This is a genomic window from Pseudomonas koreensis (assembly GCF_025447595.1).
GTDB classification, from domain to species: domain Bacteria; phylum Pseudomonadota; class Gammaproteobacteria; order Pseudomonadales; family Pseudomonadaceae; genus Aquipseudomonas; species Aquipseudomonas koreensis_H.
On sequence record NZ_JAOEJU010000006.1, the window covers coordinates 39,435 to 55,326 of the forward strand.

General features: G+C 58.4%; 10 protein-coding genes. 5 read left to right on the forward strand and 5 right to left on the reverse strand.

The annotated features are described in order from the left end of the window. Positions 1-197 precede the first annotated feature (197 nt). Together N8H71_RS10240 and glyA are read left to right on the forward strand one after the other, a co-directional pair. Entirely contained in the window at positions 198-4,046 is a 3,849-nt protein-coding gene (locus N8H71_RS10240; RefSeq protein WP_262193896.1) for a sensor domain-containing protein, read from the forward strand. Positions 4,047-4,396: 350 nt separating this feature from the next. After that, the gene (gene glyA / locus N8H71_RS10245) at positions 4,397-5,650 is read left to right on the forward strand and encodes a serine hydroxymethyltransferase (RefSeq protein ID WP_007950978.1); all 1,254 of its coding nucleotides are present in this window, start codon (positions 4,397-4,399) and stop codon (positions 5,648-5,650) included. Positions 5,651-5,725: 75 nt separating this feature from the next. Here glyA and lanM read toward each other — a convergent pair whose 3' ends face one another. Both lanM and N8H71_RS10255 read right to left on the reverse strand, forming a co-directional pair. Further along, positions 5,726-8,791, reverse strand: coding sequence for a type 2 lanthipeptide synthetase LanM (gene lanM / locus N8H71_RS10250; protein ID WP_262193898.1), 3,066 nt, complete (start codon positions 8,789-8,791; stop codon positions 5,726-5,728). Positions 8,792-8,848: 57 nt separating this feature from the next. Continuing rightward, a complete protein-coding gene (locus N8H71_RS10255; RefSeq protein ID WP_262193899.1) occupies positions 8,849-9,001 on the reverse strand; it encodes a hypothetical protein in 153 nt (50 codons plus the stop codon). 521 nt (positions 9,002-9,522) lie between these two features. On the opposite strand from N8H71_RS10255, the gene N8H71_RS10260 reads away from it, so the two are divergent. From N8H71_RS10260 to N8H71_RS10270, 3 genes are read left to right on the forward strand one after another with little or no spacing between them, the layout of a single operon-like run. After that, entirely contained in the window at positions 9,523-10,836 is a 1,314-nt protein-coding gene (locus N8H71_RS10260) for a C4-dicarboxylate transporter DctA (protein ID WP_262193901.1), read from the forward strand. 49 nt (positions 10,837-10,885) lie between these two features. After that, on the forward strand, positions 10,886-11,590 hold the full coding sequence (locus N8H71_RS10265) for a FadR/GntR family transcriptional regulator (protein WP_262193902.1): 705 nt from the start codon (positions 10,886-10,888) through the stop codon (positions 11,588-11,590). A 24-nt stretch (positions 11,591-11,614) separates the two neighbouring features. Beyond that, positions 11,615-12,325 (forward strand): GntR family transcriptional regulator, encoded by a 711-nt coding sequence (locus tag N8H71_RS10270; protein ID WP_262193903.1) that lies wholly within the window; start codon positions 11,615-11,617, stop codon positions 12,323-12,325. Between the two features lie 113 nt (positions 12,326-12,438). On the opposite strand, the gene yjiA is transcribed toward N8H71_RS10270, so the two are convergent. From yjiA to N8H71_RS10290, 3 genes are all read right to left on the reverse strand, one after another. Then, positions 12,439-13,419 (reverse strand): GTPase, encoded by a 981-nt coding sequence (gene yjiA / locus N8H71_RS10275; RefSeq protein WP_431768307.1) that lies wholly within the window; start codon positions 13,417-13,419, stop codon positions 12,439-12,441. Positions 13,420-13,580: 161 nt separating this feature from the next. Then, complete coding sequence (locus tag N8H71_RS10285; protein ID WP_003228401.1) at positions 13,581-13,778, reverse strand: YbdD/YjiX family protein; 198 nt, start codon at positions 13,776-13,778, stop codon at positions 13,581-13,583. A 15-nt stretch (positions 13,779-13,793) separates the two neighbouring features. Continuing rightward, on the reverse strand, positions 13,794-15,860 hold the full coding sequence (locus tag N8H71_RS10290; protein ID WP_007950983.1) for a carbon starvation CstA family protein: 2,067 nt from the start codon (positions 15,858-15,860) through the stop codon (positions 13,794-13,796). Between the last annotated feature and the right edge of the window lie 32 nt (positions 15,861-15,892).

Here is a 15,892-nt window from a genome sequence, read left to right on the forward strand (position 1 = left end):
AGATATCAATGCGTGCGCGCGGAAAGTCTAGGAGCTGGAACGCTCCCGCGTAACCGGCAAAGCTACCTTAATGACCGGTGGCAGTCCAGCCGAGTGGGGCTGGCACTTCGCCACAACTCAAGGCATGCTAGCCGCCCCTTGGGCGTCCGGCTTATAGTGCACGTCGCGCCAGTCCAGCCAGACCGCAGGATTACAGCTTGTCCAACGTCACTCCGCCAGCCTCTGTGAGCAGCACCCAACCGGCGCCCGGCTCGTCCCTGCGCGGAACATTGAAAGGCGCGCTGGCGACCCTGGTACTGTTGCTGCTCGCGCTGCTGTTCTGGCAATTGCTCGATCAACTGCGCGAAACCCAGAAAAACCAGCGTCAGTACACCATCGACTACACCGCCGACCTCGCCTCGCAGGTCAGCCTGAACATGGCGCTGAACGCGCAGATCGCCCTCAATCTGCTACCGATCGTCGAACAGCCCCAGTCGGCCGACGAACAGCAGGCGCTGCTGCGCAAGCTTCAGCAATCGTTGCCCGACCTGCGCAGCCTCGCGCTACTCACCCCGTCCGGAAAAATCCTCAGCGACAGCGCCACCGACAGCCACGACGCCGATTACCTCAGCGATCTGGTGCGCCGCAGCCGCGCTCAAGCCCATTATTTCAGTAACGCCGACGACGGTTCGGTAGTGCATCTGTTGCTGCATCAGGCCAGCGGCAGCACGCGCGGTTACTGGGCGCTGCGCCTGACGCCGACCTTCTTCGACGCGCTGACCAAACAGGGCGACAGCGGTATCCGCCCGTTGTGGCTGGTGGAAAACCGCGTCAATCATCAGATCATCAGCCGTGACAAAGCCCTGCCGTCCACCAAGACCAGCACCCTGACCCCGGACGATCTGGCCAACAGTGTGCTGACCGTTCCACTGAGCAGCAGCGACTGGCAACTGCGTGGCCTGTTCGATCGCCAGCATGTGCTCGAACAACTGCTGCCGGCGTTCATCGGTAAATGTCTGTTGGGCCTGGCGCTCTCGCTGCTGCCATTTATCGCGTTGCTTAACATGCGTCGCCGCCAGCGCCAGGTACATGAGGGGCGTCGGCGCTATCAGGACATCTTCGAAGGCACTGGCGTGGCACTGTGTGTGCTGGATCTTTCGGGACTCAAGCAAGCGTTCGACAAGGCACAGTTGCAAACCAGTGACCAGCTCAAAGCCTGGCTTGATCAACCGCAGCAGCGCCAGCAATTGCTTCAGGAACTGCGCGTCACCGAAGTCAACCAGGTTGCCTTGCAGTTGCTCAACGTCAACTCCTGCGACCATGCCTGGCAATTGCTGATCGATGGTCAGCCGCACAGTCAATGCGCGATCGGCAATCAGGTACTCGACGCCGTGCTCCAGCAGCAACAACAGCTGGAGCTGGAAATTCGACTGCCCGACATCAATGGTCGTGACCAGCATCTGTGGCTGGTGCTGCGCCTGCCCCGGGAGCAGCACGACTACAAGGCCGTGATCCTGAGCATCAACGACATCACCAGCCGCAAGCTGATCGAACTGTCGCTGCTGGAGCGCGAAGGCTTCTGGTCGGACGTGGTGCGTACCGTGCCGGATCATCTGTATGTGCAGGACGTGATCAGCCAGCGGATGATCTTCAGCAACCACCACCTCGGCCAGACCCTCGGTTACAACCGCACCGAGTTGCATCAGATGGGCGAGTACTTCTGGGAAATCCTCCTGCACCCGGAAGATGCCGACTATTACCACCGTTCGCGGCAGATGCAACGCCACGCCGGCTACAGTCAGTTGCTGCAATGCCAGTTGCGCTTCCGTCACCGCGACGGCAAGTGGCGGCGCTTCGACATTCGCGAGCAGGCGCTGGCCCGGGACAAGCACGATCAGGTCACGCGGATCATCGGCGTGGCCAAGGACATCACCGATCAGATCGAGGCCAGCGAGTCGTTGCGCGACAGCGAGCAACGTTACCGGATGCTCGCCGAAAGCATCAGCGACGTGATTTTCTCCACCGACAGCAAGCTCTCGCTGAACTACGTCAGCCCGTCGGTGCAGGCGGTGCTGGGTTATGACGCCGAATGGATTTTCCAGAACGGCTGGCAGTCGACCATCGCCAACCCGCAGCAATTGAGCGGCATCTATCACCTGATGGATCGCGTCAGCAAAGCCCTGGGCAAACCCGAGCAACTGGCCATTTTGCGCAGCCAGGTGCAGACCCAGATGTTCCTGTTCGACTGCCTGCGCGCCGACGGTCGCAAGATCCCGATCGAACTGCGCCTGGTGCTGGTGTGGGACGAACATGGCGCCTTCGAAGGCGTGCTGGGGGTCGGTCGCGATATCAGCCAGCAGCGCCGCGCCGAGAAAGACCTGCGCATGGCGGCAACGGTATTCGAACACTCGACCTCGGCGATCCTGATCACCGACCCGGCCGGTTACATCGTCCAGGCCAACGAGGCGTTCAGCCGGGTCAGCGGCTACGCGGTGAGCGAAGTACTCGACCAGTTGCCGAACATGCTGACCGTCGATGAACAGCAGGACGCGCACCTGCGCTACGTACTCAAGCAGTTGCATCAGCACAGCACCTGGGAAGGTGAAGTCTGGCTCAAGCGCCGTAACGGCGAGCATTACCCGGCATGGGTCGGCATCACCGCCGTGCTCGACGACGAGGGAGATCTGGCCAGTTACGTGTGCTTCTTCAGCGACATCAGCGAGCGCAAGGCCAGCGAGCAGCGGATCCACCGCCTCGCCTACTACGACGCCCTGACCCACCTGCCGAACCGCACGCTGTTCCAGGATCGTCTGCACACCGCGCTGCAATCGGCCGAGCGGCAGAAGTCGTGGGTGGTGCTGATGTTCCTCGACCTCGACCGTTTCAAACCGATCAACGACTCCCTCGGCCACGCGGCCGGCGACCGCATGCTCAAGGACATGGCCACGCGGTTGCTGGCCTGTGTCGACGATGACGACACTGTGGCGCGGATGGGCGGCGACGAATTCACCCTGTTGTTGCAACACCGCTCCAGCCGTGAGATGGCACTGAATCGCGCGATCCATGTGGCGGAGCAGATTCTCGCCAGTCTGGTACGGCCGTTCGTGCTCGAAGGTCGCGAGTTCTTCGTCACCGCCAGTATCGGCATCGCCCTGAGTCCGCAGGACGGCAACGAACTCAGCCAGCTCATGAAGAACGCCGACACCGCGATGTATCACGCCAAGGAGCGCGGCAAGAACAACTTCCAGTTCTATCAGGCCGACATGAACGCCAGTGCGCTGGAGCGTCTGGAGCTGGAAAGCGATCTGCGCCACGCCCTCGAGCAAAACGAATTCGTGCTGTATTACCAACCGCAGTTCAGCGGCGACGGCAAACGCCTGACCGGCGCCGAAGCCCTGCTGCGCTGGCGTCATCCGCGTCGCGGACTGGTGCCGCCGGGGGATTTCATCCCGGTGCTCGAAGAACTCGGGCTGGTGGTGGACGTCGGCGACTGGGTGATCAGCGAAGCCTGCCGTCAGCTCAAGACCTGGCACCAGAGCCGCGTGCGCGTGCCAAAGGTCTCGGTGAACATTTCCGCCCGGCAGTTCTCCGACGGCCAGCTCGGCACGCGGATCGCCACCATCCTCAAGGAAACCGGCCTGCCGCCGGCGTGCCTGGAGCTGGAGCTGACCGAAAGTATCCTGATGCGCGAAGTCAGCGAGGCGATGCAGATCCTCGCCGGCCTGAAGAACCTCGGCCTGAGCATCGCGGTCGACGACTTCGGCACCGGTTACTCGTCGCTGAACTACCTCAAGCAATTCCCGATCGACGTGCTGAAGATCGACCGCACCTTCGTCGACGGCCTGCCGTCCGGCGAGCAGGACGCGCAGATCGCCCGAGCAATCATCGCCATGGCCCACAGCCTGAATCTCGCGGTGATCGCCGAGGGCGTGGAAACCCATGAGCAACTAGACTTCCTGCGCGAGCATGGCTGCGACGAGGTTCAGGGTTATCTGTTCGGGCGGCCGATGCCGGCGGGACGGTTCGAGGCGCAGTTCAGCAATGATGCGCTGTTCATGTTCGACTGATTTTTTGCGGTGTTGCTCATGACGCCTTCGCGAGCAAGCCCGCTCCCACAGTGGACCGCATTTTTCCTGAAGAAACCGGGTTAAATGTGGGAGCGGGCTTGCTCGCGAAAGGGCCGGTACAGACGCTGGAAAAATCTGCGGTGCAGCCATCGCCAGCAGGCTTACTCCCACAGGGCCTTGCTGTGGATCAGTATTCTCCGGTTGAAACGCGGCCATTGTGAGGCCTTCAAAAGCACCGCACATCTGTCATGAACGCCACTTGTCTGCGACATGATGTCGTTTCATATGCCATCCAAAACCCGATGGGTTAGAATGCCCCCCTTTTCTGCCCCCGATCCTTGAGGACCGCCATGTTCAGCCGTGATTTGACTATTGCCAAGTACGACGCCGATCTTTTTGCCGCCATGGAGCAAGAAGCCCAGCGCCAGGAAGAACACATCGAGCTGATCGCTTCGGAGAACTACACCAGCCCAGCGGTGATGGAAGCTCAAGGCTCGGTACTGACCAACAAGTACGCCGAAGGCTACCCGGGCAAGCGCTACTACGGTGGTTGCGAGTACGTCGACGTTGTCGAGCAACTGGCCATCGACCGCGCCAAGGAACTGTTCGGCGCCGACTACGCCAACGTTCAGCCGCACGCAGGTTCCCAAGCCAACGCCGCTGTTTACCTGGCCCTGCTGTCGGCCGGTGACACCATTCTGGGCATGAGCCTGGCTCACGGCGGTCACCTGACCCACGGCGCCAGCGTTTCCTCCTCCGGCAAGCTGTACAACGCCATCCAGTACGGCATCGACGCCAACGGCCTGATCGACTACGACGAAGTCGAGCGCCTGGCTGTAGAACACAAGCCGAAAATGATCGTGGCCGGTTTCTCTGCCTACTCGCAGATCCTCGACTTCCCACGTTTCCGCGCCATCGCGGACAAGGTTGGCGCGTACCTGTTCGTCGACATGGCTCACGTGGCCGGTCTGGTCGCCGCTGGCGTCTACCCGAACCCGGTTCCGTTCGCTGACGTCGTGACCACCACCACCCACAAGACCCTGCGCGGTCCACGTGGTGGCCTGATCCTGGCCAAAGCCAACGCCGACATCGAGAAGAAGCTGAACTCCGCCGTATTCCCGGGCGCCCAGGGTGGCCCGCTGGAGCACGTGATCGCCGCCAAAGCGATCTGCTTCAAGGAAGCACTGCAACCTGAGTTCAAGGCTTACCAGCAACAAGTGGTGAAAAACGCCCAGGCCATGGCCGGCGTGTTCATCGAGCGCGGTTTCGACGTGGTATCCGGCGGTACTGAAAACCACCTGTTCCTGCTGTCGCTGATCAAGCAGGAAATCTCCGGTAAAGACGCCGACGCCGCTCTGGGCAAAGCGTTCATCACCGTGAACAAGAACTCCGTGCCAAACGACCCACGCTCCCCGTTCGTCACCTCCGGCCTGCGCTTCGGTACTCCGGCTGTGACCACTCGCGGCTTCAAAGAGGCTGAGTGCAAAGAGCTGGCTGGCTGGATCTGCGACATCCTGGCTGACCTGAACAACGAAGCGGTAATCGACGCCGTTCGTGAGAAAGTCAAAGCCATCTGCAAGAAACTGCCGGTATACGGCGCTTGATTGCGACGTTAAAACCGCAGCATGAAAAACCGGCCAAGTGATTGGCCGGTTTTTTTTGACCGGATTTTGACTACCTCAGGCCGCCACCGGTCTTGCGAATTCCAGCGACAACACATCAGGTAAACCGGCATCCAGAGCGTGCAGCAAAGCCTGACCCACACCGCTGATTCCCAGCATCATCCCTAGATCAGGGATGTTATGGTCATCCAGAAAGTCATCCTTGAAGAAATTATCGGTCACTTGGGAAAGCGCCCGATTGACCTGCGCAATGCCCTGCTCATTGCCGGTATCGCGATAGAGTTTGAGCAGGCACATCAGATTGCCAGAATCACCGTGGCACAGGCTGTAACCAGACCCAAGCCCCAGTTCCCACAGATGACGCTCGCAGCGCGCGGCATCCTGCACAAGGATCGTTCGGGTGTCGGCGTCCAGCGCGGCTCCCATCACTTGAACCAACCCCCGTCGGGCAATGAGAATTCCGCCATCGCCATGGCACCACTTGATGGTGGACAAAGACTTCGCGTTTTCTCGTAGATCAAGCCAGAAGCCATCGGATGCAAGGCGGTTCTCCGCCCGCAACCACTGAGCGATTCGTTCGGCCAGCAGCGGATCTTTCGTCACCGACCAGATTTTGCCCAGCGCATGCAAGACACCTGAGATGCCATGAGAAAAGCCTGTCCACAGCGGTTTTCCGGTGGCGTTGAATAACAGTGTTCCCGCCTCCAGCGTCAGCGCCGATTGAATAGCTTGCGAGAGCTTTTCAATCATCGGCAATAAAGCGTCCCGTGGCTCAAGGTGATAGAGGTTTACCAGAACGGTTACGATCCCACACCAGCCGTGAATGAAATCGAACTCATCGCCCTCGCGGGGAAAATCGGTCAGTTTGACCAGCAACTCGTCGACGGTTGCTTGATACGTCTGGCGGCCTGTCATGAGCCGATGGTTGACCAAAACGTATAGATAGGACGTGAGACCGAAATAGGCACTGGCCGTCAGTTCGTTCGCAAAATGCCCCTGAGATTTATGCATGGCACACAGGATTCGCTCGGCTTCGTCCAGGTAGCATGTCATCTCACTGACGCGGTACAGGCTCAGATAGAAAATCGCCAGGCCTCCCATTCCGTTATACAAACCATTCCCCATCGCAGAAAGGTAGTTCCGCTGAGTTTTCGGATGCGAATCCATGAACGCCCAGCCAACATCACCCTCCTCACCTTCAATGCGAACTCTCTCGATGGCTTGGGCAATACTCATCGCGCCTTCAAGGAATTGCTCGCGGCTCAGGTCAGGTACTGCCTTGAGGAGATGTACCCGATTGAGGGGTAAAGATTCGTTGGCCACGGGAAACAGACACATCTGCAATATATGTATCTGAAAGGCTTTGTCTAACGGCGAAAGACTGTCCAGCTTGCTGCAACACGTGTCGAATGGACGCTCAATCGCCAGCGGCGCAACAACCTTGCCATGGGCATCGATGAGGCGATTGGAGAGCAAAGGCAAGCTGAAACAGGGAATGTTGGCGCTCTGCAGGTCTTTGATTTCATGCCGGGGGATACCGCAATCGTTGAGTGTTTCACTCAAATCCGACCACAAAGTTGCCAGTAATAATTCCTGCTGCAGCCGGCATCGTGTGAATCGCGGGTGCAGCATCATCCCGATGAAGTCTGCATAGCGCTGTGTATTCTTGATCAAGACTCTTGTTTTCAACGCACCTGCATGCTGCTCGAGCAGCTCAATCACCGCGTCGCGCCGATCCATGATTTCATCGTAGCCGTGCTCGAACCCGAGTAAAAAAGCCTCTTTGTGATCGATAACCGAACGAGCCTCACCCTCGAAGACCGGCAGATGAGTCAGGAACGGCTGCTCTTCCACCATGATCGGCTTCAAACGGTAGAAGCCCTGCTCGCGGACCAGATGTCTTTTTTTCGACTCGAACTGCTGCTGTCGGCTCAAGCCACTGTAATCATTAGCGGAAGTCGGTGAGTACGGCACGAAACCGCTTGAGTACACCGACTGACTGTTGAACCTGATGGTTTTGAACAGCGCACAGCCATGAGACAGATTGACTTTCAAGTCGACCATGGCAGGTGTAAACAGGCATTCCAGATCAATCATCACCGGGTTGCTACCGCAGGCGATGAGGTTTTCGTAGTGAAAGTCGATGCCGTTCAAGGCGTGGACCGTTGCTACTTGAGCGCCCAGGCGCTGAAAAAAAAGCGTCAGGTCACTCTCGGTTTCACAGGCCCGGTGTTGGATTTTTTCGATCCAGCAGTGATTGTCCACAGACACCATGGTCGGTGAATACACGGAAAAACAGTCCTTGCCGCTTGCCTCATGCAGCCGGGTAAGTAATGCGTTGTAGAAAAGGGCTTCACGGTTGTTTCTTGGCTTGTATATCAACGAGTGCCGGCCTATCTGGAGGCAACAAACGGTTTCGCCGTTGGCATGGGCGTCTCCCAGGCCGAGATCAATCGAATCGATATGCCGAACAGTCAAGCCAAATGCCGCCTCCAGTAACTGGATATCGCTCTTGAAATGCTCGATCACCTTGTACAGATATGCCACCGTGGCTTCGATTTGATCCAGCAACAAGCGAGTCAGGACCGGATACGCGGTCAGAAACGGAACTAGTGTCTCGTTGACCAGTTGCCGGTTGAATCCATCGAGATCAAGGCCCTCGCCGTCGGCTATCCGGCTGTTTAAATGATGAACCAGCGATTTTTCGGATAAGCTTTTAACCAAGGAAAAAACATACGGGCGAACGCTCGACAAAAAAGTTTCGATATTGATCCACCGACAAATCGAATTAAATCCAGGATCATTTTCAAAAACATATTCAAAGTATCCAAACCAACGAGCATGAAAACCATTAAAGGCTTCATGACCTTCACACTCGAACGATCGCGAATCAATTTCTCTGATTTTTTTATCAAGTTCTTCAACGACAGGCGCATTGCTTTTTTTACCCGCCCCTACAAATCCCTGAAATGCGTTCAGCAAGTCTTTCCGACGCAAACCAAAGTAACAAAGAACCGCCTTATCATTTTTATGCAAAAGTTCAAGGCATCTGCGCATTGCTTCGCTATCGGTTGCAACGCCAAAACTTTTACGCTCACTGAAATCCAGAATGTTATTCAGCATCTGTCGCAGCCTTTGACAGACAGAGCGGGGTAAGCCCCGCCCTGTGTTACAGACGAATCAGCAGCAACCGAGGACGGTGCAGCCCAAGGTCCCACACTGAATAACGGTGCACATGGTGTCACCACCCTCAATACCTGCATCGGCGGATTTTACATAAGCTTCAAACTCCGCTTCCAGCTCACCCGACAGATCCATCACTTGCTCTTTCACAAATCAACTCCAGATAAAAATACAATCACCACAATTGGCGCCAGAGCAAGTTACCACCATTCAAAAATCGCACACCGAATCAAAAACAACAAAATGTAAACCTACCAAAGCGAAAACTAAAAATGCACCTCCAAACCATCCAACAAGAGATCTACCGCCCATACAAACCGAAACAATCCGATAAAAAAAACGCATCACCAGCCAATAAACACTTAACTTTCACACTTATAAAAATTTAACAAAATGCCTATTTTTTGCCTCATGCAACCAAACTAACAATTCGGTAAATTTCATATTTTTTTCGACTGAAGGTCTTTGGAGACTCACGTAAAGAAGGTCCGTGGGCGTCGCAACCACTGGTCAGACCGGTCATGCCAATTCGTCATTTTTCACTTGCGATCCCTGAAAAACAGCGCCTAGACTGCACCCGCACTGGACATACCGGTAAGACCACAATAATTAAGTCCTGAATCTGATGCGCCCCGCGCACGGCAGCCAGGACACCGACCAGGATTCCTCCCATGCTCAGATGGTGCTCGCGTTCAATCTTCCTCCAAGTGGTTCTCGGACTGGTGCTCGGCATCGTCTGCGGGCTGACCCTTCCTGAATACTCGGCCCAGCTCAAACCGCTCGGTGACGGTTTCATCAAACTGATCAAGATGCTCATTGGCCTGATCGTGTTCTGCGTGGTGGTCAGCGGCATCAGCGGCGCCGGTGACCTGAAGAAGGTCGGGCGCATCGGCCTCAAGTCGGTGATCTACTTCGAAGTGCTGACCACCATCGCCCTGGTGATCGGTCTGGTGTTCGCGTTCAGCACCGGGATCGGCAGCGGCGCCAATATCCATCTGGAGCAACTGTCCGCCGCCGACATGGGCGACATCGCCGAACGCGGCCAGCACATGCACACCACCACCCAGTTCCTGATGGACCTGATTCCGACTTCGGTACTCGGCGCCTTCGCTGACAACAACATTCTGCAAGTGCTGCTGTTCTCGGTGCTGTTCGGCAGCGCGTTGAACCTAGTGGGCGAAGCCGCTTCCGGGATCTCGCGGCTGATCAACGAGCTCAGCCACGTGATCTTCCGGATCATGGGCATGATCGTGCGTCTGGCACCGATCGGCGTGTTCGGCGCCATCGCCTTCACCACCAGCAAATATGGCCTCGATTCCCTGCAACATCTGGGCAGTCTGGTCGGCCTGTTTTATCTGACGTGCATCGCGTTCGTCAGCGTCATTCTCGGCCTGGTGATGCGTGCTTCCGGCCTGCGCATGTGGCCGCTGCTCAAGTACCTGCGCGAAGAGTTGCTGATCGTCATGAGCACCGCCTCCTCCGACGCCGTGCTGCCGCAGATCATGCGCAAACTTGAACACCTGGGCATCGGCAGTTCGACTGTCGGGCTGGTGATTCCGACCGGTTACTCGTTCAACCTCGACGGTTTTTCGATCTACCTGACTCTGGCCATCGTGTTCATCGCCAACGCCACCGGCACGCCGCTGGCCATGACTGATCTGCTGACGATTTTGCTGGTATCGCTGATTACCTCGAAAGGCGCCCACGGCATTCCCGGTTCCGCGCTGGTGATTCTGGCGGCCACGCTGACGGCTATCCCGGCGATTCCGGTGGTCGGTCTGGTGCTGGTGCTGGCGGTGGACTGGTTCATGGGCATCGGTCGCGCGCTGACCAACCTGATCGGTAACTGCGTCGCCACCGTGGCCATCGCCCGCTGGGAAAAGGACATCGACGTGCAACGGGCAAACAAGGTGCTCAACGGCGAGCAGGGCTATAACTTTCAGCCGAGAAAAACGGTCGCTCAAGCGGCGGCCAAAGAATTCTGAATGAGCGCCGTGCCTGCGCCAATGCAGGCACGGCTCATGGAGCGAACACGTGATTACTACATCAACCGTCGTCAACTCAGTGGTGGAAAAACTCCGGGCCGCGCTGGCCCGTGGTCAGTGGCGCTCCGGCGAGATGCTGCCGGGTCAGCGTGAACTGGCCGAACAACTGGGCATCAGTCGTCCGAGCCTGCGTGAAGCAGTGATCGTGCTGGAAACCCTTGGCCTGGTGCGCTCGATGCCAGGCAAAGGCGTGGTGGTGCTCGACGCCCAGGCCGGTGACAACCAAAGCCACGATGGCGCAGTGGCCGGCGCCAGCCTCGAAGACGTATTGCAACTGCGCTACACCCTCGAGCCGTTCATCGTCGGTCTGGTGGCTCAGTCGATCAGCAGCAAGGAAGTCGGCCAACTGCGCCTGACCCTGATGGACATGCGCGAAGCGCTCGAAGCGGGCGACAGCGAGGCCGGTGTCAGCGCCTACATCGCCTTCCACGAAGAACTGTTCACCCTGACCTCGAACCCGATTTTCCAGAGCGTGGTGCAACAGACCAGCAACGCCCTCAAGCAAAGCGCCGAAGTGCTGCGCAACTCGCCGGAGCACCTGGCCGAACGCCTTGAAGAAAACGAAGCCGTGGTGCGCGCGATCCGCAGCAAGAACAGCGCCCAAGCCAGTGCCGAGATGCGCCGACACATCCTGCGTGAAGGCCAACGCATGGGCATCGAGCTGAACATTCCGGATGACAACCTGAGCCACTGAAATGCCTCACACTGGAGACCGGCCATGAACAGTGTTGCCACGCCGTCGCACCCTCGTCCGACCTCGACGGCGCTGCCCTTCTCCCGCCTGCAATCGCCGGTGGACGATCTCTATCCGCGCCTGCTTGATGCGATCCTCGAACAACGCCTCGATGCCGCCAGCCGTTTCACCGAAGAAAGCCTCAAGCAGATGTTTGGCGTCAGCCGCGCCGATGTGCGTCGGGTGCTGACACAACTGTCCCACGAACAGATCATCGTGCTGCGGGCCAACCATCGACCGCGGGTTGCCGCACCGGACGCCGAACAGACACGTCAGGCCCTGCACGCCCGGCGTCTGGCCGAGAACACGCTGGTAAGGCTGGCTTGTCAGCATGCGCAGGCTGAAGATCTGAAACGCCTGCGCGCGTTGATCGAGCGCGAGCGCCAGGCTGTGGATAAAGATCGACGGGGCGCAGCGATTCGCCTGTCCGGTGAATTTCATTTGCAGTTGGCAAAAATGGCGGGGAATGCACCGTTGGCGCACTTTCTCGGCACGCTGGTGCCGCTGACTTCACTGGCGATTGCGCTATGTGGCGAGCAGACGCACAGCTGTTGCGCGTGGCAGGAGCATCTGGCGTTGGTTGAGGCGTTGGAGCGTAGAGATGTTTCCAGAGCCGGTATGTTGATGAATCGGCATTTGGAACATCTTGAGCAGACGTTGCTGGGTTCAGCTCTTGAGCAATGCGTTGTCGGTTAGATCGCCATCGCGAGCAAGCTCGCTCCCACATTGAATGGCATTCCTCCTGACAGAATGCGATCTATTGTGGGAGCGAGCTTGCTCGCGAAGAGGCCCTTCCAGTCTCCACAAATTCAGTTTTGCTGTGCAGCCACCCGAGCAAACCCCGCCCGGATCTTCTCTTCCGGCAAATCGTCGGCGATAAACACGATCACGCTTTCCCGCGCCTCGCCCTCGGCCCACTCGGTGTCCCAGTCGAAGCCATACAGCTTCAATACACCCTGGAACACCAGCCGCCGATCTTCGCCTGCAATGTTCAACACGCCTTTGTAACGCAGCAGTTGCTTGCCGTGCTCTTCCAGCAGCTCATTCATGAACTCGCTGAGCTGATCGATATCCAGCGGCTGATCGGTACGCAGTACCAGACTGGAAATCCGGTCGATGGACGGCGCCTTGCTGACCGGCCGCAGACTCACCCCGCCACCGAGATCGGCATTCAGGTTGAAACCGCGCACATCGAGTAGTTCGGCCAGATCGATGTTGCCGTGTTCCACCACGCGGATCGGTGCGCGGCGGTTGATGCGGGTCAGGCGCTCGCTGAGCGCGGTGAACGCAGCCTCGTCCACCAGATCGGTCTTGCTCACCAGCAAGCGGTCGGCAAAACCGATCTGCGCCTGGGCGATGGTCTGGGTCAGGTGCAGTTCGGCGTGAGCGGCGTCCACCAGGGTGATGATGCCGTCGAGCAGGTAACGCTCGCGTAGTTCTTCGTCGATGAAAAAAGTCTGTGCCACCGGTGCCGGGTCGGCCAGGCCGGTGCACTCGATGACCAGCCGATCGAAGGCAATTTCACCGCTATCCAGCCGTTCGAGCAGCAGGTAAAGGGCCTTGGTCAGATCGGTGTGGATGGTGCAGCAGACGCAGCCGTTGGCCAGGGTCATGACTTGCACTGGCTCGTCGCCCAGTAGTTGGGTGTCGATACCGGCGTCGCTGAATTCGTTTTCGATCACGGCGATTTTCAGGCCGTGCTCGGTTTTCAACAAATGGCGCAGCAAGGTGGTTTTGCCGGCGCCGAGGAAACCGCTGAGCACCGTTACAGGTATTGGAGAAGACAACATCGATCCCCTTCACAAAATTGATGAACAACACAAAACAAATGTGGGAGCGAGCTTGCTCGCGAAGGGGTCGTGTCAGTCGACATCATTGCTCAATGACACACCGCTTTCGCGAGCAAGCTCGCTCCCACAGTTGGGGACTGCATCAACCGAAGGCTGTCAGTTCAACAGCACTTCGGCCCACCCTTGCCACCGTAACGGGCTTCCTGACGTTCGCGAAAGAACATCTCGTAGCTCATCACCGGTTTGTCCGGGTGTTTGGTCTGCATATGCTCGACGTAGGTGTCGTAGTCGGGCATGCCGACCATCAGGCGCGCGGCCTGACCGAGGTATTTACCGAGGCGACTCAGGTCATTGAACATGCTGCAATCCTCTGGTTACGCGTCCGGCAGGGCCTGGAATGGCGATTCTTTGTCCGTACGCTCTTTTTTGCCCCAGGCGGCGATGCCGACCTTGAGCGCATAGAACAGGATGCTGAATACCACGAACAGGAACAGCGCGGTCAATGTAGCGTTGGTGTAGGCGTTGAAGATCACGTGCTGCATCTGCTCGACGCTTTTCGCCGGCGCCAGCACCTGACCGTTGGCCAGTGCATCGCTGTACTTCTTGGCCAGCGACAGGAAGCCGATCGCCGGGTTGGCGTCGAACAGCTTGATGAAGCCAGCAGTCGTGGTGCAGATCAGCAGCCAGGTGGCCGGCAGCAGGGTGACCCAGATGTAGCGCTGGCGCTTCATCTTGATCAGGACCACGGTGCCGAGCATCAGCGCGATACCGGCCAGCATCTGGTTGGAGATGCCGAACAGCGGCCACAAGGTGTTGATACCACCCAGTGGATCGACCACGCCCTGATACAGCAACCAGCCCCACATCGCCACACAACCGGCGGTGGCGATCAGGTTGGCGGACCAGGATTCGGTACGTTTCAGCGCCGGTACGAAGGAGCCGAGCAGGTCCTGCAGCATGAAGCGACCGGCACGGGTGCCGGCATCGACTGCGGTCAGGATGAACAGCGCTTCGAACAGGATCGCGAAGTGGTACCAGAACGCCATGGTGTTTTCACCCGGCAGGACACTGTGCAGGATCTGCGCGATACCGACCGCCAGGGTCGGCGCACCACCGGCACGGGCCAGGATGGTGGTTTCGCCGATGTCATGCGCCACGGCTTGCAGGGCTTCCGGGGTAATTGCAAAGCCCCAGTTGCTGACCGCAGTTGCCACGGACACCACGTCACCGCCGACCACGGCGGCCGGACTGTTCATGGCGAAGTACACGCCTGGCTCGATCACCGAGGCAGCGACCATGGCCATGATGGCCACGAACGATTCCATCAGCATGCCGCCGTAACCGATGTAACGGGCGTTGGTTTCGTTATCCAGCAGTTTCGGCGTGGTCCCGGAAGAGATCAGCGCGTGGAAACCGGATACCGCACCGCAAGCGATGGTGATGAACAGGAACGGGAACAGACCGCCCTTCCACACCGGGCCGGTGCCGTCGACGAACTGGGTCAGTGCCGGCATTTTCAGCTCGGGCATGGTCACCAGGATGCCGATCGCCAGGGCGACGATGGTACCGATCTTGAGGAAAGTGGAGAGATAGTCACGTGGCGCCAGAATCAGCCACACCGGTAGCGAAGCGGCGACGAAGCCATAACCGACCAGCATCCAAGTAATCTGCACGCCAGTGAAGGTGAAGGCCTTGGCCCAGACCGGATCGGCGGCAATCTGCCCACCGAGCCAGATCGAACCCAGCAGCAGCAACACGCCGACTACCGAGATCTCACCGATGCGCCCCGGACGGATGTAGCGCATGTAGATGCCCATGAACATCGCGATCGGGATGGTCGCCATCACGGTGAAGATGCCCCACGGGCTTTCAGCCAGGGCTTTCACCACGATCAGCGCCAGCACCGCGAGGATGATGATCATGATCAGGAAGCAGCCGAACAGGGCGATGGTGCCGGGGATGCGGCCCATTTCTTCACGCACCATGTCGCCCAGCGAACGGCCGTTGCGACGGGTCGACATGAACAGGACCATGAAGTCCTGCACCGCGCCCGCCAGCACCACGCCAGCGATCAGCCACAGCGTACCGGGCAGATAGCCCATCTGCGCCGCCAGTACCGGGCCGACCAGCGGCCCCGCGCCTGCGATGGCCGCGAAGTGGTGACCGAAAAGAATGTGTTTGTTGGTTGGAACGTAGTCCAGACCGTCGTTGTTGAGCACGGCGGGGGTGGCCCGACGCGGATCGAGTTGCATCACATTGTTAGCGATGAACAGACTGTAGTAACGGTACGCAACCAGATAGATGGCCACGGCGGCGACTACGATCCACAAGGCGTTGATCGCCTCGCCTCGGCGCAATGCCACTACGCCCAGGGCGCACGCTCCTACGATTGCCAGCAGCAGCCAGGGTAAGTGGCGTAGCAGGCTATTATTATTTTTCATTTTATTATTCCAGCCAGGGTGGACAAGAAAGA